At 67.3% G+C, this 17,659-nt stretch carries 16 protein-coding genes and 1 riboswitch; of the genes, 8 read left to right on the top strand and 8 right to left on the bottom strand.

Annotated features, from left to right (window positions below; translation table 11 throughout):
- Nucleotides 1–270 precede the first annotated feature (270 nt).
- Nucleotides 271–627, top strand: a complete 357-nt coding sequence (locus ACQP2T_RS08815) for a sec-independent translocase (protein ID WP_357944255.1) — start codon at nt 271–273, stop codon at nt 625–627.
- Nucleotides 628–698: 71 nt separating this feature from the next.
- On the opposite strand, the gene ACQP2T_RS08820 is transcribed toward ACQP2T_RS08815, so the two are convergent.
- On the bottom strand, nt 699–1,118 hold the full coding sequence (locus ACQP2T_RS08820) for a MarR family winged helix-turn-helix transcriptional regulator (RefSeq protein ID WP_433515681.1): 420 nt from the start codon (nt 1,116–1,118) through the stop codon (nt 699–701).
- Nucleotides 1,119–1,206: 88 nt separating this feature from the next.
- Nucleotides 1,207–1,272, top strand: a riboswitch (guanidine-III (ykkC-III) riboswitch).
- Between the two features lie 18 nt (nt 1,273–1,290).
- Here ACQP2T_RS08820 and ACQP2T_RS08825 point away from each other — a divergent pair.
- The 6 genes from ACQP2T_RS08825 to ACQP2T_RS08850 all read left to right on the top strand — a co-directional run bounded on the left by ACQP2T_RS08825 (nt 1,291) and on the right by ACQP2T_RS08850 (nt 4,948).
- Nucleotides 1,291–1,614, top strand: coding sequence for a DMT family transporter (locus ACQP2T_RS08825; protein WP_433515682.1), 324 nt, complete (start codon nt 1,291–1,293; stop codon nt 1,612–1,614).
- Between the two features lie 179 nt (nt 1,615–1,793).
- Nucleotides 1,794–2,120 (top strand): PadR family transcriptional regulator, encoded by a 327-nt coding sequence (locus ACQP2T_RS08830; RefSeq protein ID WP_433515683.1) that lies wholly within the window; start codon nt 1,794–1,796, stop codon nt 2,118–2,120.
- Nucleotides 2,117–2,473 (top strand): DUF1048 domain-containing protein, encoded by a 357-nt coding sequence (locus ACQP2T_RS08835; RefSeq protein WP_433515684.1) that lies wholly within the window; start codon nt 2,117–2,119, stop codon nt 2,471–2,473. Before ACQP2T_RS08830 ends, ACQP2T_RS08835 begins: the two co-directional genes overlap by 4 nt.
- 1 nt (nt 2,474) lies before the next feature.
- Nucleotides 2,475–2,801, top strand: a complete 327-nt coding sequence (locus ACQP2T_RS08840) for a DUF1048 domain-containing protein (protein ID WP_433515685.1) — start codon at nt 2,475–2,477, stop codon at nt 2,799–2,801.
- A gap of 611 nt (nt 2,802–3,412) precedes the next feature.
- Nucleotides 3,413–4,177, top strand: coding sequence for an ABC transporter ATP-binding protein (locus ACQP2T_RS08845; RefSeq protein WP_433515686.1), 765 nt, complete (start codon nt 3,413–3,415; stop codon nt 4,175–4,177).
- Between the two features lie 9 nt (nt 4,178–4,186).
- On the top strand, nt 4,187–4,948 hold the full coding sequence (locus ACQP2T_RS08850) for an ABC transporter permease (protein ID WP_433515687.1): 762 nt from the start codon (nt 4,187–4,189) through the stop codon (nt 4,946–4,948).
- 190 nt (nt 4,949–5,138) lie between these two features.
- On the opposite strand, the gene ACQP2T_RS08855 is transcribed toward ACQP2T_RS08850, so the two are convergent.
- Nucleotides 5,139–5,837, bottom strand: a complete 699-nt coding sequence (locus ACQP2T_RS08855; protein ID WP_433515688.1) for a sulfite exporter TauE/SafE family protein — start codon at nt 5,835–5,837, stop codon at nt 5,139–5,141.
- Between the two features lie 188 nt (nt 5,838–6,025).
- Here ACQP2T_RS08855 and ACQP2T_RS08860 point away from each other — a divergent pair, with 188 nt between their 5' ends.
- Nucleotides 6,026–6,724 (top strand): thioesterase II family protein, encoded by a 699-nt coding sequence (locus ACQP2T_RS08860; protein ID WP_433515689.1) that lies wholly within the window; start codon nt 6,026–6,028, stop codon nt 6,722–6,724.
- A gap of 6 nt (nt 6,725–6,730) precedes the next feature.
- On the opposite strand, the gene ACQP2T_RS08865 is transcribed toward ACQP2T_RS08860, so the two are convergent.
- The 6 genes from ACQP2T_RS08865 to ACQP2T_RS08890 all read right to left on the bottom strand — a co-directional run bounded on the left by ACQP2T_RS08865 (nt 6,731) and on the right by ACQP2T_RS08890 (nt 17,598).
- Entirely contained in the window at nt 6,731–11,692 is a 4,962-nt protein-coding gene (locus ACQP2T_RS08865; protein WP_433515690.1) for an SDR family NAD(P)-dependent oxidoreductase, read from the bottom strand.
- Between the two features lie 59 nt (nt 11,693–11,751).
- The gene (locus tag ACQP2T_RS08870) at nt 11,752–13,581 is read right to left on the bottom strand and encodes a non-ribosomal peptide synthetase (protein ID WP_433515691.1); all 1,830 of its coding nucleotides are present in this window, start codon (nt 13,579–13,581) and stop codon (nt 11,752–11,754) included.
- 51 nt (nt 13,582–13,632) lie between these two features.
- Nucleotides 13,633–14,847: a peptidogalycan biosysnthesis protein gene (locus tag ACQP2T_RS08875; protein WP_433515692.1), complete on the bottom strand. Its 1,215-nt coding sequence runs from the start codon at nt 14,845–14,847 to the stop codon at nt 13,633–13,635.
- 21 nt (nt 14,848–14,868) lie between these two features.
- Complete coding sequence (locus tag ACQP2T_RS08880) at nt 14,869–15,801, bottom strand: sulfotransferase domain-containing protein (protein ID WP_433515693.1); 933 nt, start codon at nt 15,799–15,801, stop codon at nt 14,869–14,871.
- Between the two features lie 163 nt (nt 15,802–15,964).
- Complete coding sequence (locus tag ACQP2T_RS08885) at nt 15,965–17,116, bottom strand: hypothetical protein (RefSeq protein ID WP_433515694.1); 1,152 nt, start codon at nt 17,114–17,116, stop codon at nt 15,965–15,967.
- Entirely contained in the window at nt 17,113–17,598 is a 486-nt protein-coding gene (locus ACQP2T_RS08890; protein WP_357944289.1) for a SigE family RNA polymerase sigma factor, read from the bottom strand. The genes ACQP2T_RS08885 and ACQP2T_RS08890 overlap by 4 nt, the downstream gene beginning before the upstream one ends.
- Nucleotides 17,599–17,659: the final 61 nt, after the last annotated feature.

Consider the following 17,659-nt stretch of genomic DNA (forward strand, 5'->3'; position numbering starts at 1 on the left):
TTCCAAAAGCTTTTCTTTCACAGCTTTTACGGCAGGCACGGTGGGCCCCACCCGCCGTGCGGAGCCGGGGTCTGTCCAGGGGGACGCTCCTCCGGTGGAGGTGGCCGGCCGCCGCGACGAGACGGTGAGACCGCCCGCGTGGTCTTGGAGACCGTCTACGTGGTCTTGCTGAACCGAGACGGGGGCTGGCGACCTGGCCGGGGCGGTTTGGCCTTAGTCTTGAGGGGTCGGGTTGTCCCCGGTTTGGTTGGACTGCGGTAGGAGCAAACGGTGTTCGGACTCGGGTGGATGGAGATCTGCGCGCTGGTCGTCATCGCGCTGCTCGTCTTCGGTCCCGACAAGCTGCCTCAGGCGGCCTCGCAAGCCGGTAAGACGCTGCGCAACCTGCGCCGGATGGCCAACAGCGCACGCGACGACCTGCGGGCTGGCCTGGGCCCGGAGTTCTCCAACTTCGACCCCAGCGACCTCAACCCCAAAAACTTCGTCCGCAAGCACCTGCTGGAGGACGAGGACGACTGGGCCAACAAGCCCCAGCAGCTGGAGCCCGTCACCACCTCTTACGATCCTGAGCCGGTCGACGAGCTGGGCTACGGCGAACTGCCTCCCTACGACGCGGAAGCGACCTGAGTCGAGCTTCCGGTGTACGGCGCGGCGGCTGGGTGAGTCAGTCGAGTCGGACGGCGCGGCGGCTGGGTGAGTCAGCCGGGTCGGACGGCGCGGTTCAGCAGGGCCATGAGCTGCCGCAGTTCGCTGTCGGTCAGCGCCGCCAGCGGGGTCTTCTCCAGCGCCGTCCGGACCAGTTCGTCGCGGACCTCGCGGCCCTTGGCGGTCAGGACCAGGACGCGAGAGCGGCGGTCGGCCGGGTCCACGGCGCGCTCCACCAGGCCCCGGTCGGTGAGCTGGTTGGTGATGAAGGTCAGGTTGGGGGCGTTGCAATACAGGCGTTCGGCCATCACCTTCATCGAGGGTGGCGGCTCGGCCGGGTCGATGGCCCAGAGCGCGTGGAACGTGGCCGGTGTCAGTTGGTGTTCGGCCAGTGCCTGCCCGATCAGGTCGTTGGTCCGCATCCAGATCTCGTGGGTCGCGGCCACCACCGCGGTGAGCTCGGGCGTGGTCATGTCGCCATCCTATAGACGGTTCGAGAATTGAAGGATCGGGCCTGGGCCGCGGCCGGGAATCCTCACGTGGGCGCGGCCGTTGTCAGCGATGTGGGGCCGATCGGGTCCCGCCCGGACGAGATGCGCCGTACCCGGCCTGCAAAGACGACGCTCCTTGAAGAAAGGGGCTGTCATGGCCTGGCTCATGATCATTGTCGCCGGTCTGTTCGAGGTCGCCATGGCCTATTCGCTCAAGCACAGCAATGGATTCTCCGTACTGCTGCCTAGCATCGGCTTCTTCGTCTTCGCCGTGCTCAGCTTCGGCCTGCTGGCATTGGCGCTCAGGACCCTCGAGATCGGTACGGCCTACGCGGTATGGACAGGCATCGGTGCCGTCGGCACGGCCGCGCTCGGCATGATCGTGCTGGGAGAAGGCGTGTCCCTCCTCAAGATCGCCTCGATCGCGCTCATCCTCCTCGGCGTTGTCGGTCTCAACCTGGCGGGTGGCGGCCACTGACGCCTTGGCCCCAGATGCTGGTCCGGGGACGTCGTCGCGGGCGCACACGCCTGTGGAGCTGCGCGGGCGTGCGGTCCTGATCCTTTCTGGTTCGTCGGTCTGTTCTCTTCTCTACTCCGTGGTACTGTGTAGTGGTACTCGGTACTACAAAGTACTAGGAGATCGAATGAGGAATCACGATGGACGACCTGACGGAGATGCTGAAAGGCACGCTTGAGGGCTGCGTGCTGGAAATCATCGGCAGCGAGGAGACCTACGGGTACGCCATCACGCGTCGGCTGAACGAGCTCGGCTTCGCCGACGTCGTCGAGGGGACGGTTTACACCATCTTGCTGCGGCTGGAGAAGAACGGGCTCGTCCAGGTGACGAAACGACCGTCCGGCATGGGCCCGCCGCGCAAGTTCTATGCGCTCAACGACGCGGGGCGCGAAGAGCTCGCGAGGTTCTGGGCGAAATGGGAGTACGTCACATCACGGATCGACAAGCTCAAGGAGGGCGGGAGATGAACTTCTGGGAGGCCATGACGGGCAGCGATCTCACCAGGGACTGGAAGGCGTTCGAAGCCCGGGCCGCGAAATTGCCGGCCGAATACCGGGCGGCGTGGGAAGAGATCAAGGGTCATCTTTTTCCCTACGGGGACTTCTCGGGTCGCAACCTGATGCCGATCCTCGACAGCGCCCTGGGGCTGCTCGAAGAGACAGCGGCTGATGAGCAGAGCATTCACGACGTGCTGGGTGACGACATCGCGGGCTTCTGCGCGGCGCTGGTCGGCGGAGAAGGGGCTCGGAGCTATCGCGACCGATGGCGCGAGCAGTTGAACAGGAACGTCGCCAGGAAATTGGGCCGGCTGGGAGGCTGACGTGGGCATCCAAGACATCATCGAGGGCAAGAAGCAGTGGCGGGCGCACATGGCGCGGGTCAAGGCGCTCCCGCCGGACTACCGGATCGTCTACAAGGAGATTCAGAAGTACCTCTTCAAGGTCGGACCGATCGACTTGTTCGACGGGTCCCTGCTCACAGGGATCGTCGATTTCTTCGAGGAGGGCGTCGCGGCCGGCAAGGGAGTCCTCGAACTCCTCGGTAACGACGTCGCTGCCTTCTGCGACGACCTGATCAAGGACTCGCGCACCTACGCGGAGATCTATCAGGAGTCCATCAACGGGGAATCCGGCAAGGCCGAGAAGTAACACCAGGCGGAGTTCTTCGGACCCCTGGCCATCGACAGCCCGCTTGCCGCTGCGCGCTCCAAGTCGCGCTGAGTCGCGCCGGTTGTCTCCCGCCGAAGCCGGCGTCGTGGTCGCCCGCGGCGCTCGGCTGGTGGACACCCGCCCGCACGTCCAGCGGGCGGCCGACGGTGAGATCCCGGGGCCCCAGGGAGGGCCCTGTGGACGCCGAATCGCCCCTTGGGAGGCGTGCCAGGCGGGCCTGGTGCGGTGTCGTGTCAGCGTCCATGTCAGCACGGCAACGGGCTGGTATCAGCGCGGTCGGCGATGGTGGACGCCATGAACAGTTCAGCGAACGCACTCGTGATCGCGGGGCGCTTCCGCCTCGTCCGCGACGATCGAACTCTCCAGTGAGCCGGCGGAGCCCGTCTTCGCCCAAGGGATGACGGACTCGCTCACGAACAGCGATCAGGCCGCCCGCACCCACACGCTCAAACCTCAGCTATTCGGTGTTGCTATGTACTAGTAGTCAGTGCTACTTTGTACCGGTAGTCAGCGCCACTAAATAGCTGCCTCACCAGCGCCATCGAGAGCGCCGCCGGCGAGAACACCACGACAGAAGACAGGACAGACTGATGACGACACAGCAAGCTGCGGCGATCCAGGTGCAGGGCCTGGAGAAGGCGTACAAGGAGCTGCGGGTGCTGCGCGGCGTGGACTTCGACGTGGCGCGGGGCAGCATCTTCGCCCTGCTCGGCTCCAACGGGGCCGGCAAGACCACGGTCGTGAAGATCCTCTCCACGCTGCTCAAGGCCGACGCGGGGACGGCGCGGGTGGACGGCTTCGATGTCGCCACCCAGGCCGCGGACGTACGCGAATCGATCAGCCTGACCGGGCAGTTCGCCGCCGTCGACGAGATCCTCAGCGGGCGGGAGAACCTCGTGCTGGTCGCCCGGCTGCGGCATCTCAAGAAACCCGGCGAGATCGCCGATGATCTGCTCGCCCGCTTCTCGCTCACCGACGCGGGTGGACGGAAGGTCGCGACGTACTCCGGCGGCATGCGCCGGCGCCTGGACATCGCGATGAGCCTCATCGGGAACCCGCCGGTCATCTTCCTCGACGAGCCGACCACCGGCCTCGACCCCCAGGCCCGCATCGAGGTCTGGCAGGCCGTCAAGGAACTCGCCGGCCGCGGCACAACGGTGCTGCTCACCACGCAGTACCTGGACGAGGCCGAACAACTCGCCGACCGGATCGCGATCCTCCACGAAGGCCGGATCATCGTCAACGGCACCCTGGACGAGCTCAAGCAACTGCTCCCACCCGCCAAGGTCGAATACGTCGAAAAGCAGCCGACTCTCGAGGACGTCTTCCTCACCCTCGTCGGCACGAAGGCATAAGGAACAACAATGAGCAAGCATTTCCTCACTGACACCACCGTCCTGCTGGGACGGTCCCTGCGCCACATCACGCGCAGCCCGGACACCATCATCACCACCGCGATCATGCCGATCGCCATGATGCTGATGTTCGTGTACGTGTTCGGCGGCGCGATCAGAACAGGGTCGGGTTCGTATGTGAACTACATGCTGCCCGGCATCCTGCTCATCACGGTCGCCTCGGGCATCGCCTACACCGCATATCGGCTGTTCATGGACATGAAGGGCGGCATCTTCGAGCGCTTCCAGTCCATGCCGACCGCGCGCTCATCGGTGCTGTGGGCGCACGTGCTGACCTCGCTGGTCGCCAATCTGATCTCGCTCGTGGTCGTGACGCTCGTCGCCCTGCTCATGGGCTTCCGCTCGGGGGCGGGAGTGCTGGCGTGGCTGTCGGTGGCGGGCATCCTGATCCTGTTCACCCTGGCGCTGACCTGGATCGCCGTCATCCCCGGCTTGTCCGCGAAGACCATGGAAGGCGCGAGCGCGTTCTCCTACCCGCTCATCTTCCTGCCGTTCCTCAGCTCGGCGTTCGTGCCCACCGCCACCATGCCCGGCCCGCTGCGCGTCTTCGCCGAGAACCAGCCGGTCACCTCCATCGTCAACGCCATCCGCGCCCTGTTCACCCAGCAGCCGGTCGGCACCGACATCTGGATCGCCCTCGGCTGGTGCGTCGGCATCCTCGTCGTCGCCTACGCCTTCGCCATGAACACCTACCGCCGCAAGATCTCCTAAGCGACGTGCGGCAGTCGCTGCCCCTCTCGGAAGCCAGTTTGGCCGGGAGCCCACGCGGGCGGTCTCACCGTCTCGTCACGGCGCCCGGCCATCTCCACCGGAGGAGCGTCTCCCTGGACAGAGGCCGACCCCGTGCGGCGCTTGGGGCTCACCGTGCCTGCCGTAAAACTGTAGAAACGCGCCGCGGGCGTCAGCCGTTGAGTGCGGCGGAGAGGGTTACCACCGCGCTGACGAGGAGGGCCGCCAGCACCACCTTGCGGAAGCGCTCCGCATCGATGCGGCGGAAGACCGCGTTACCCGCGAAATACCCCAGCTGCACGATCGGCAGGCCCACCACCCCGATCCAGATCGACTGGGTGTTCACCTCGCCGGCCACGGCGAATCCCACCAGGCTGAGCACGCTGGTGCCGGCGAACACCACCGAGAGGGTGGCGCGGAACTTCGTGGGGTCGTAGCCCATCCCCTGGAAGGCGGCGACCATCGGCGGCCCATTGGTGCCGGTCGAGGTGGAGAGTGCGCCGGAGATGAAGCCGACTCCCACCAGCACGGGAACATTCCCCGGCACCTTCACGCGCCGCCACACCATCACCGTGCAGCCCAGGACGCCGACCCCGATGAGGGCCGTGAGCACTCGCTCGGACGTCACTCCATAGACCCAGAGGCCGAGCGGCATGCCGAGCACGATGCCGGCCATGGCGATCATGGCCACCTTCCACTCGGCGTGATGACGCTGACGCACGGCGATCGTGACGGTCATGGCCAGGGCGGACATCGTCGTGGCGACCACCGCTGTATGAGGGTCGACCGTGAGGGCCAGTAGGGGAGTGGCGACGAGGGCGTACCCGAATCCGGTCACCGCGTGCACTGTTGAGGCGATCAGGATAATCACGGCGGCAGCTAGCAGCGTGGACACCTGCCACACTTTGCCATGATCTACTGAAATGAACCAGTATTCTCGGAAAATTTGCCTCTGGCGGTTGGTGTTGGGATATATGGAGACTGTCCGGGATGGGGTAGTTACACGTTGGTAAATGGTTGGCCCTTGTACTTCGTCACTTGTCAATAGGAGCGAATGAAATGGGTGGTCAGGAGCCTGCGAGCTACATTGTCAGCCCGGCACTCGATGGTGGCCGGGCCGTCATCTTCGTTCCCGGTCTGGGCGGCCGGACGAAGTTCGTGGAGCGGTGGAACGAGCCGGGCAGGGAACCTGTCGTCCGCCGGGCCGGCTGGAGCGAGCCGATGAATGTGCCCTCCGTTGACGAGCGCGGCGCCGCGCTCGCGGCCCTCATCGCGGACTCCGGCGCCACGGACGTCGTGCTCGTGGGCCACAGCATGGGTGCTCTGGTCTGCCTGGAGGCGGCCAAGCGCCTGGAGCGACAGCTTCGCGGCATCGTCGTCATGTGTCAGTACCCGCCGCATCGCACGCCTGTCTCGCCTCTGGCGGAGCTGCCGGACCGGGCATTGGCCGAGGAACTGGAGGCGCCGTCACACATCATGGAAACGGCGGCTCTCCCCGAGTACGCACGTCTCTGGCGGTCTGAATATCAGCTGCTCAATCGCTATCTTGAGACAGATCCGCGCCCGATGCTCAACGCGCCGATAATCGCGGTCGGCGCCAAGGATGATGCGAGCTCCTGGAACACCGAGTCTCTCAATGACTGGAGCCAGTACACAACGGAATGGCTGTCCGTCCACATGATCGACGGCGGCCACCAGATCGTCGAGCAATTGCCTCCCGAGACTCTTCACGAATGGGTCAGAAAGGTTCGTGGCTGAACGCCATCATGCCGTCAGTCGGTGCAGTTCGGCGGCCAGCTCGGCCACCGTCGGGTGGTCGAAGATCACCGCGATGCCGACGTCCACGCTGAAAGCCCTGCGGATCTCCTCGACCAGACCCACCGCGGCGAAGGAGTCGCCGCCCAGCTCGAAGAAGTCCTCGTCGGGGCGGACGGACTCCACACCGAATTCGGCGCACCACATCTCCGTCAGCCGAGCTTCGAGCGACGCCTCGTCCGATGGCGCCCCACTTGGGACCTGCTCAGGCGCACGTACCATGGCCGTCGGTTGTTCGGCGGCGTCTGGCATGTCCTCGGGGGAGTTCCTCAGGACCGCGTCTTCCCCCGACATGGTGATCGCCACTTGTCTGTGGCCGGGGCGACCCAGGAGGCGCAGCAACATGCCGACCCCGGTCGCGGGCGTGATCCCGTCGTCGGGCGACGACGGGGCATCGGCGCCTCGCTCTTCACGAGAGGTCTCGGGGGCGACCATGGATTCGTCGACGCGGCGCATCGTGAAGCCCCTGACCTCGACGGCGACGTCACCACCGGCCGTCAGTACGTCGATGTCCGCCACGATCGTGTCCGAGCCGCTCGGGCGCCGACGGATGTGGCTGTAGGCAAGACCCGGTATCGGCCGGTGCACCACGATCGACTGGTACGCGAAGGGCGCGTGCGGAGGCTCAAGGTCGGGATCCCGCGCCAGTGACACCGCCGCGTCCAGGAGGGTGGGATGCAGCGCGTGCTCGTCGAGCTCGTGGTCGAACGCCTCGGGAAAGGTGAGTACGGCGAGCTTCGTGCTGATGTCCTCTCTGGAGGTCCAGATCTCCTCTCCCGGCCATCGCGGCCCGATGGTGAACAGCCGGTTCTCGGCGTCGTTCACGGGTATCCGCCGCTCGGGCAGCGACGCGCGCAGCCCGTCCAGGTCCACCGTGTCCACCCCGGCGTCCACCAGCAGGATCTCTCCCGTCGTGTGGACGCGGTAGCCGTCAGGGGAGCCGGCGGAGAGCGGCGCGGTGCGGACGGTGAAGCGCCAGAGGTCCTCGTGCGGTTCGAAGCCGACCTCGAGTGACACCGGCTCCGGGGTGGTGATCGGCTTCCGGAAGACCATGTGGCGCAGCTGCGCGGGCCGCCCGTTCGGGCGATCGATCGCCTCGTGGAAGGCGCGCAGGACGAAGTCGACCTGGGCCGTGCCCGGCAGTACCGGTACGCCGTCCATACGGTGTTCGTCCAGGATCGGATAGTTCTCGGCCGACAGCGGGGTCGACCACCAACGCACATCCGACGGCGTGTCTCGCGGCGGCCGCCCTTGACGGGCAGCCATACCGACCTCGGCCCAGGACGGCCAGTTGATGGTCATCGAGACGCAGCCCGCCAAGGGCTGCCGGCGTACGACCGCGTCGAGGAAGGCGTTCGCCGCGGAGTAGTCAGCGCCGCCGACCAAGCCCCTGAGCGCCGCTCGGCTGGAGAAGGCCACGAAGAAGTCGAGGTCCGCCCGGCCCCGCAGCACCTCGACCAGCGCCAACGTACCGTGGACCTTCGGCGCGAGCGTGTCCGACACCTGCTCCCGCGTCCGGAACTGGAGCATGCCCCCTCCCGCCACACCGGCCAGGTGGAAGACCCCGTTGATCCCACCGAAGGAGTCCGACGCCTGGTCGATCACCCGCCGCAGCGCGTCCACGTCGGTCACGTCGCATGCCTCGACGCGGCACTCGGCGCCGAGAGCCCGGATCTCGGCGAGCTCGGCGTCGTGCCCGCCTGTCACATGACGGCCCAGCAGCAGCAACCGTGGTCGCAGACCGGTGTCCGCCAGGCCACGTGCCACGGCCAGACCGAGGCCACCGAGTCCACCGGTGATGACGTAGGCACCCCTGTGACGCAGGTCGACGGGGCCCGCACCGTCAGGGACGAACTCCCGCTCGCCGGGCACCCAACGCCGATCCCCCCGCAGGGCGACGATCTCGGATCGCTTCCGGCCGCTCAGCTCCGCGACCAGCCGGTCATCGGTCACGCCGTCCTGGATGTCGACGAGCTTGCACATGGCGCGCGGGTTCTCGAGGATGTAGCTCCGCAGGAGCCCGAGCAGCATGGCCCGCACCGGGTGCACGTTCTCGCCGCCCGTCACGTCCGCGGACAGCTCGGTGACGACCAGGACGTCGCGGGCGCGCTTGTCGGGCGCCCGTCGCGCCGCTTCCTGCAGCAGCTCGACGATCCGCTGGAAACCGGTGTCGATCTGGTGGTCGATGTCGCTCAGGCCGGGCTCGGCCAGGCCGCCGCCGAGCTGCGTCGCGTCGATGATGAGCTCCGGGTATCGCTGCGAGTCTCTCAGCTCGTCCAGCAGCCGGACGACGTCCGCTTCGTGGCGGGAACGGATCACGAACTCCGAGCCCCGGGCTCCCGAATAGGAGGAGCCGTGCCGCACCAGCAACGCGTCATCCCACCCGGCCCTGCCGAGCAGGGCGACCAGCTCGGCGGCTCGTCGCGCATCGTCGGGTAGGAATACCAGCGCGCGGTCCGAGACGTCGGTGTGCCCGGCCGGCGCGGCCTCCACCCAGGTGGGCAGACGGAACACCGCATGGCCCGCTGGTTCCCGTGCCTCGTGGACGGGCGCGGAACCGCTCGGAGACTCGATCCAGTACCGCTCGCGCTGGTACGGGTAGCCCGGCAGAGGTACGCGTTCACCCGTCGCGGCCGGCGCCGACCAGTCCACATCAGCGCCAAGGGTCCACAGCCGGGCCAGCGCATGCAGGAACGAGCTGCGTTCGGTGGCGGCCTTGGCCGGCCCGCTCGGGAGCGTCGGCACCGTCAAATGCCGCTTGGCGCGTACCTGAGGATGTGAGCGCGCCAGGGTGGTGAGCGTCCGCCCGGGGCCCACCTCCACCAGCACCCGGTCACCGTCGGACAACACGGCCTCAAGCGCCTGCTTGAACAGGGCGGGCTGGGTGAGCTGCCGGCTCCAGAAGTCCACGCTGCTCACCAGGTCGCCGGTGGACGCGGAGTAGAGCTTCCACCGAGGACGACGTAACTCGATACCGTCGAAGTCCGGCTGGTGAGCGCCCATGGCTCGGGCGCTCACCAGCCGGACCGCTTCCGGGAGGGTGAACACCTCGGCGAGCGTGGCGGCCGCGAACTCCCCGATGCCGTGGCCGAGCAGCGCGTCGGGCTCGATGCCCAGCGCCAGCCACAGTCGCCCCAGCGCGTACTCGACGCTGAAGAGCGTCGGCTCTTCCGGCGCCCGCTCCCAGATCTGCCGCTGGGGCAGGCCGCAGGCATCGAAGAGCGCGAAGCACTCGTCGAGTGCCTGGCTGAAGGCTGGTTCGGTGCGATAGAGCTCCGCCGCCATATGGGCGTGCCGCGCCCCTTCTCCCGGGAACAGGAACACGGTGCTCCGGTCTGCCTGCTCCTCCGGGGTGACGATTCGCCGCCCGTGGTCACGCACGGCGGCGGCCGCGTCGGACATGCTCTCGACCACCACGGCGCCGCGCACCGGGTGTGGCGTGCGTCCCTGCCGCAGCGTGAACGAGACGCTGGAGAGCGGGTCCGCGCTCTCCTTGAAGGATTGGGCAAGCCGCTCCGGGTACGCCTCGGCCGCGGACGGCGTCCGTCCCGACCACACGATCAGCTGCGTGGGCCCCGGAGCGGGGTCGACGACGCGGGGCGGCGGCTCTTCGAGGATCGCGTGCGCGTTCGTGCCACCGATGCCGAACGAGCTGACCCCCGCCAGGCGTCGCTGGTCGCCCGATCGAGGCCAGGGCCGCAGCGTGTCGTTGACGAAGAACGGTGAGTTCCCGAGTTCAAGGAACGGGTTCACCTCCGTGAAGTTGACGCTCGCGGGGATCTGCTCATGATCGAGTGACAGCGCCGCCTTGATCAGCGACGTGATCCCAGACGCGTGACCCAGATGGCCCACGTTTCCCTTGATCGATCCGATGGGACACCGCCCGGGCGCGAGTCCCGACGTCGCCCGAGCGCTGAACGCCTTTCTCAGCGCCGCGATCTCGATGGCATCGCCCAGCCGAGTCGCGGTGGCGTGCGCCTCCACGTACCCGATGTCCTCGGGACCCACACCGGCCAGCTCCATCGCTCTCAGCACGACCTCCGCCTGCCGATCGGCGCTGGGCGCGGTGAAGCCGACCTTGTTCGCGCCGTCGTTGTTGACGGCCACGGCCCGGATCACCGCGGTGATCCGATCGCCGTCGGCCATGGCGTCGGCGAGCCGCTTGAGCACCACGACGCCGACGCCGCTGCCGAAGATCGTGCCGGTGGCCGCCGCGTCGAAGGGGCGACAGTGGCCGTCCCGGCTCAGCGGGCCGTCCTGAGCCCACCAGTACCCGTGACCGATGGGAAACTCGACGTCGGCGCCGCCGGCCAGAGCGACGTCGCACTCGTGGAGCCGGAGGGCGTTCACGGCGAGCTGTACGGCCACGAGCGAGCTCGAACACGCGGTCTGCACGGTCATGCTGGGGCCGTGCAGGTTCAGCTTGTACGAGACCAGCGTGGACGCGCTGTCGGGGTTGTTCCACATGCCGGTCGCCATGCCGGTGGCACTCCGGAGCGCCTCAAGGTTCCCGACGACGCGGCCGATCCCATAGCGGTTCGCGGCGACCGACGAGAACACACCTGCCTTACCAAGCCTCAAGGCGTCATAACCGGCGTTCTCGACAGCGGCGTGCGAGGTCTCCAGGTACAGCCGTAGCTGCGGGTCGCACACCTCGGCCTCACGCCGGTTCAGGCCGAAGAACCCGGCGTCGAACAGGTCGATGCCCTCAGGCTCGGCCACCGCCCGCACGTAAGCCTGGTCGTCCAGCGCTTCACGCGACACGCCGCTCGACCGGAGCTCGTCCTCGGACGGGAAGCGCACCGCCTCCTCGCCGGCCACGAGGTTCCGCCAGAGCCGCTGGGTGTCGACCGCTCCCGGGAAACGACCGGCCATCCCGATGATCGCGATCGGCTCAACGAGGTTGCCCATATCGTCCGCCCTCCGATTCGCTTGCTGCCGCTCCGTACGGGGAGCGAGCCGTCGCGGGGTCAGGACACGTCGTCCAGGTTCTCCCGCAGGTAATTGGCAAAGGCATTCAGGGTGGGATAGCGAAAGACCAGCAGGGGAGAGATCTCCGTTCCGAGCTGTACGGAGACCTCCGACACGAACCGCATGAGGGACATCGAGGTGAAGCCGGCCTCGAAGAAGCCGTCGTCAGGGTCGATCCGGCCGTCGCTCCGGCCTTGGCCGAGAGCCGACCGCGCGCTCTCGTGCAGCACTTCCCACAGCGTCGCCGCCCGGTCCTCAGCCCGCGCGGCGTCCACGACCGCCGGTTCGTCCGGCGATGAGTCGCGCACCTCGATGCTCGACGGCACGACCGCGGGGTCCAGGTGGTCGTGGAGTGCCGCACGAAGCTCGTCGTTGTCGATCGCCGTCGTGGAGCTCTGTACGACGGTCAGGCGTACGGATCCGACCCCGTTGCCGTCTTCGACGAACGTCGCCACCACTTCGGCGACACCGGCGACCAGGGCGGCCGCGCCCTCGATCTCGTCCAGCTCCACCCGCGTGCCGTTGACCTGGACCTGCCGGTCCGCCCGCCGTAGGAAGCACATCGAGCTGTCCGGTAGCCGACGGACGATGTCGCCGGTGTCGTACCAGCGGCCGTCAGGGCCGGTGGTCAGCAGTGGGGTCCCGTCCGTGTAGCCGAGCGCGCAGGCGGCGGCTTCCACGTGCAGCCGGCCTTCCGGACTCTCACCGTCGGACGCGTCGGTGGGCACGATCTTGACCACGGCCTGGTCGAGCGCGCGCCCGATGGGAACCGGGTCCTCGCTCGCCACCCCCTTTCCGGGCGGCACCTGGTGCACGCACACGACCTGCGGCGTCTCCGACGCGCCGTAGCAGTTGGCGATGGTGGCCTGTGGGGCGAACCGTGCGGTCGACCGCAGCGCCGCGGCCGTGAGCCGGGCCCCCACCGAGCAGACCAGCCGCAGGCTGTCGACGGGAAGCCGCGACGAGCCCGCCATGAGCTGGAGGAGGACCGGCGAGCCCTGGAGCACGGTGATGGAATGCTTCGAGAGCCAGGCCGCCAGCAGCCGGGGATCCGCGGCCGTGCGACTGTCGGGAATGAACAACGTCGCACCGGTGAGCCAGGGCGCGATCAGCTCCCGCAGGCTCGGATCGTGGCCGGGTCTGCTGAGAAAGGCGATCCGATCGGATTCGTCCATGGGCAGTTCCTTGAAGAACGCCACACTGGCGGCCTCGAAGGCCGCTCGTCCGACGACGATCCCCTTGGGCCTGCCCGTCGTGCCGGAGGTGAAGAGGATATGACTGACTCCTCCCACGCCCTCTTCGTCCTCTTCGTCGAACCCACGGCGTCTGCGGAGCCCGGTGAGCCCATCGCCTCCATCGACCTCATCGAGGCGCACGGGTGACGGGCCACCGTCATCCAGCAGTTCCAAGCCGGCCGGGGCGGACGACTGGCCGAAGGTCGCCACGGCGCCAGTGGCCGTCAATGCTCCGCGCACCCGCGCGGCACCCCAGTCCCCCAGGATCGCCGGGACGGCTCCCGCGCTCCAGAGCCCCACGATCCGCGCGACGAACTCCGGGCTCCGGTCCGCCGGCACGCCCACCACGCGGCGCTTCAGATGGTGACCCCGTACGACGCCGCTGATGTCCTCGCTGAGTGCGGCGACGTCGCCGAAGGTGATGCCACGATCCTCGTGAACCAGGGCGACCCTGCTCAGGTCACGAGGCACCCGTCCGAGAAGCCCCGGCGGGACAGCGCTGGTGGCGGTGTTGGTCGCGGTGTTGGATGTGGTGCTGGTCGTTGTTCTGGTCGTGTCACGGACGGGGCCGGCCGGCTCGTCCACTCGGCTCACGCTGACCTCCCTCGCGGGCATGACGTCCAGCCCGTCGGATCGATGTTGCGTTCACAACAGCTCATCCCACGCCGAGTGAAAGTACCTGGGGTGAGCGTTGCGTAGTTCGCGCCAGTGCTGCCTGCGGTTCTCCGCCGGCATGGTGTCGATCTGGCCGTCGGGGCCGCCTCCGGCCGCCGCCCACGCCAGATGCACCAGCGGGAGCACGACCGAGCCACGCCGGGCCTTGCCCAGCTCTGCCCCGGCGCCGGTGACGACTCTCGACAGCCCCACCGAACAGGCGTACTTGATGGGTTCGTAGACGGCCGCGTTGAAGTACACGAACGGGTCCGGCGCCTCGTCATCGAGGCGCCCGAAGTCCGTCACGTACAGCCGGTCATGCCAGCGGCACATGACTCCAGCACCGACGAGACGACCCCGCACCCGGCACAGCACGGCCATCGACGCGGCGTCTCCCAGCGCGGCCGAGTACACCGAGAGGCGTCGCGTCACCGCCTCCACGCTGTACGCCATCCCGTACTTGGCCCGCACGTTAACGATCATCGGCGCGATGGTCGTGATGGCTTCACGGAGAGGTACGGTCTCGGCCGCACAGTCCTTGGCGAAGAGCCCGACCTCCCTGCGGACGCTGGTGCGGGTGTTCCGTGGCAGCGTCGCCAGGTAATCCTCGAAGTCCCCGCCGGGGAGCTCCAGCTCAGTCTGTGCGACGCTCGCCAATCGGTGATGGTCTCCGTCGCCGACGACCGGAGCGAGGTCTCTCCACGCGGAGGAGTCGAGGAACAAGAAGAAGGTGTACGGGAGCCCGCGCTCGACCGCGACGGCGCGGGCGGCATCCCGAAGCGCTTGCAGGACCATCGTCCTGGTCGAAGTCGGCAGGGTGCGGTCCACGATGAGCCGCGTACTGAATCCCGCGCAGGAACCGGCCAGCAACCCTAGCCGACCATCGAGTGAACCCGCGGCGTGCAGCAGGTCCTGGAAGTGGAGCTCCGGCCAGTACAGGTAGTCACCACGGCTGGGGAGCGAGTCATAGAGGGGAAGGGCACCGGCGACTCGCGGGTGCCCGGATTGTCGGGCGATCAGATACATGATGGGCCCGTCACCGGACCGCGCAAGAGCCGTCAGCCACGCACGACTCTGGAACATGTCCCGCGGGTCGGCGACGTCATCCCACGCGCACCCGGCCACGTCGTCCAACGAGGGGACGCGCTCGACCGTCACGAGCCCGGCCGCTTCGGGCGACAGTTCCGGAATTTCCTGATGCTTCATCGAAACCCGGCAGTCATACCGTCACCTGGCCCCGTGATGGAGCCATTCGCGGAAGTCTGGCTCCGCGAGCTCGGCTATCCGACGGTCGTAGTGCGCTCGATCCTCATCGGTGAGGAACTCCTGCCACTGGCCCGACTTACCACTGCGGAAAAAGCGTTTGTGATCACGGATGTAGCCCAGCTGCTCGTCGGGTGCGAGTTCATCCGCGCGATTGCGCATCTGCTGGAACGTGGCGGCCTCGACCAGTTCCGGCCACTTGCTTTCGTCGATCTCGATGCCGAGCCGTTCGGCGAGCCGTCGCATCTGGCCGGCGAGATCCTTGGAGAGGTCGGCGTAGTGCAGCAGAATGACATTCGGCTCCGCGCGGCGAACCCATGCGCGGCTCTGCGTCCAGATCAGCGCACGCAGCGAGTCGAGATTGTCGTACGGCGAGTCGTCGTTGTCCACCCAGCGTAATAAGTACTCCCGTTCGTCGAGGAAGTCCCTCTCGTCATGATCGTCGATCTGAACGTCAGTCGCCGCGTTTCCGGGGTGGGCGGCCTGATGGATCAATCGACGAATCACGTCACGCTTGAGATTCTTGCCGTGGCTGCGCAGGGAGATGGCGACATCGCGCGGGTCCCGTCCCACCGTGATGTAGGTGACCTGCGGGTCGACCGGGATGCCGTCGAGCGGAATGTGGGTTTTGATGAAACGGCGGTGTTGCTGCGCGGCGAGGTTGTCCCAAACCTCCTGTTTCGGACGTACGAGCATGTCGATCCACGGTGAGAGACTCGACAGTGGAGCGGGTAGCTGCGGCGTCTGAAAAATCAGGAGCGCGCAGATCGTCTGGGTCCAGGTGGTGCCGCATTTGGCCGGCGAATTAATGACAATATCGCCGGGCCGGAATTCGAACGCGTCCCACCGGGAGCTGTCTTCCATCGGTGTGAGGTAACGGACTGGATGCGTCGTCATCAACGTGAGTTTAATCACATTATGGGAGTTAAGGAAGGTATGTGATTGCCTGTGTGCATTCAGTGATAGTAATGCGCAAATTGATGACTTTTCCGATCTGGCTGCAGGGGAATTCCAGCCACAACAAATCCCCTGGTAAGACATGTGCTATTTATCTGACGGCTCACCCGCTGCGCAGCGAATAGGCGGTCACATCCTTCGGCAGGTCGGCGACGCGTGACAGGGCGCCGGTGTTGATGTTCCAGCCGAGCAGCCTGTCCCCGCTCTCGACGATCACCGTGTCCTGGCCGATCCAGCCGCGCACGGGGCACCCGCCCTTACCGCACCTCCTGCCGGAAGAATCACCCCAGGGCAGGAGCAGCGTCCTGACCACCCGTCCCGTGGCGATGTCGGCCACGACGACCACGTCGGCTTGCTTCGCCCGGTCGTGGCCGGCGAACGCGGACCTGGCGACGAGGCCGCCGCGCTGCCATCCGTGGTTGCCCAGGACGCCCACGGGCATGCTGCCCTTGTCGGTGATGTCCCGGACGTTCAGCGCCACCTCCGACCCGCCCTCCTGGATGACCGTCCAGCCGCCTTTGGCGGGCGAGACGATCCTGAGGTCGCGGTAGCCCGCGACACCCGTGAATCCTTTGTACGGCTGCCGCCGCACCTTCCCCGTGGCCAGGTCGAGCAGGTAGCTCGCCTCCTCCTGCTCGACGAGGAGTTGCTCGCCGCGCCAGAGCACCATCTCGTTGAACCCCGGCACCGGGTAACGCCTGGCCTGGCCGATCACGAGGTCGACGACCACCACCTCGTGCTTCAGCGGGAAGGCGGCCATCGTCCCGTCGGGGGCGAGCGAGTTGGGCTTCAGCGGCGTCCCGCCGTTGCCGGTCGAGCCCAGCTCCATACCAAGAGGGATTCGGCCGCCGGATTTCATGATGTAGATCCGCCCGTCGCCGAACTCGGCCAGTGCCAGGACGGGCCCGGAAACGGTGGTCACTACGGGGATGTCGGCCCACCTCTCCGGGATCCCGGTCGCCAGCGTGGGCAGCCCCGCCTCACCGCTGGGCGGCGGAGCGGTGTCCATGGGGGGAGTCGGCGGGATCGTGGGTGTGGGCGGCACGCTGGGATACACGGTGATGCCGCGTTCGACCGGTTCCGGGGACACGACGATCCCCACCACGACGAGCACAGTGACCGTCGCGGCCGCCGTCCACCGGCGGCGAGTACGGCTCCGCGTGCCCTGCCGCCACAGCTCGCCCGCGCGGGACGACCCCTCAGGCAGAGTCTCGGCGAGATCATTGAAGAGCTCCCGCAGCCCCTGGTCGGTCATATCAACACCTCTTCCAGCTCGGGAGCGACCTCGCGCAACCGCTTCAGGGCCGCGTGCGTCTGGCTCTTGACCGTCCCGGAGGAGACCCGGAGGATCGCGGCGACCTCCCCGACCGGCAGGTCCTCGTAGAACCGCAGCACCAGCACCGCCCGCTGCTTCACGGGCAGCCTGGCCAGCGCGCGGGCGAACACCACCTTCAGGTCCGACGCTTCCGAGGTGTCGTGATCCGCCTGCTCGGGCGGCTCTCCGTAGGCGAACTCCCGTCGCCGCCGCCACGTGGACGCCACGTCCCTGTACAGGGTGGTACGCACGTAATTGACCGGGTCGGTATGCACCTTCGACCAGCGGCGCGCCAGTTTGATCAGGGCATCCTGGAGTACGTCCTCGGCCAGATGCCTGTCACCGCTGATGAGGATGGCGGCACGCAGCAGTCGCGGGTGCCAGGCGGCGACGAAGGCCTCGAACGCCTCGGAATCCGTCATATAGACAAGACGTCCGACAGGGGGTGAACGGTTGGGGCCGCCACGAAATGCTTATAGGGGG

It is taken from the genome of Nonomuraea sp. CA-143628, assembly GCF_050942315.1.
Classification (GTDB): domain Bacteria; phylum Actinomycetota; class Actinomycetes; order Streptosporangiales; family Streptosporangiaceae; genus Nonomuraea.

Coding starts and splice junctions, on each gene's coding strand:
- ACQP2T_RS08865 (WP_433515690.1), bottom strand. CDS start 11,692: ATGGGCAACCTCGTTGAGCCGATCGCGATCATCGGGATGGCCGGTCGT.
- ACQP2T_RS08885 (WP_433515694.1), bottom strand. CDS start 17,116: ATGACCGACCAGGGGCTGCGGGAGCTCTTCAATGATCTCGCCGAGACT.
- ACQP2T_RS08850 (WP_433515687.1), top strand. CDS start 4,187: ATGAGCAAGCATTTCCTCACTGACACCACCGTCCTGCTGGGACGGTCC.
- ACQP2T_RS08830 (WP_433515683.1), top strand. CDS start 1,794: ATGGACGACCTGACGGAGATGCTGAAAGGCACGCTTGAGGGCTGCGTG.
- ACQP2T_RS08845 (WP_433515686.1), top strand. CDS start 3,413: ATGACGACACAGCAAGCTGCGGCGATCCAGGTGCAGGGCCTGGAGAAG.
- ACQP2T_RS08835 (WP_433515684.1), top strand. CDS start 2,117: ATGAACTTCTGGGAGGCCATGACGGGCAGCGATCTCACCAGGGACTGG.
- ACQP2T_RS08825 (WP_433515682.1), top strand. CDS start 1,291: ATGGCCTGGCTCATGATCATTGTCGCCGGTCTGTTCGAGGTCGCCATG.
- ACQP2T_RS08860 (WP_433515689.1), top strand. CDS start 6,026: ATGGGTGGTCAGGAGCCTGCGAGCTACATTGTCAGCCCGGCACTCGAT.
- ACQP2T_RS08890 (WP_357944289.1), bottom strand. CDS start 17,598: ATGACGGATTCCGAGGCGTTCGAGGCCTTCGTCGCCGCCTGGCACCCG.
- ACQP2T_RS08880 (WP_433515693.1), bottom strand. CDS start 15,801: ATGACGACGCATCCAGTCCGTTACCTCACACCGATGGAAGACAGCTCC.
- ACQP2T_RS08875 (WP_433515692.1), bottom strand. CDS start 14,847: ATGAAGCATCAGGAAATTCCGGAACTGTCGCCCGAAGCGGCCGGGCTC.
- ACQP2T_RS08820 (WP_433515681.1), bottom strand. CDS start 1,118: ATGACCACGCCCGAGCTCACCGCGGTGGTGGCCGCGACCCACGAGATC.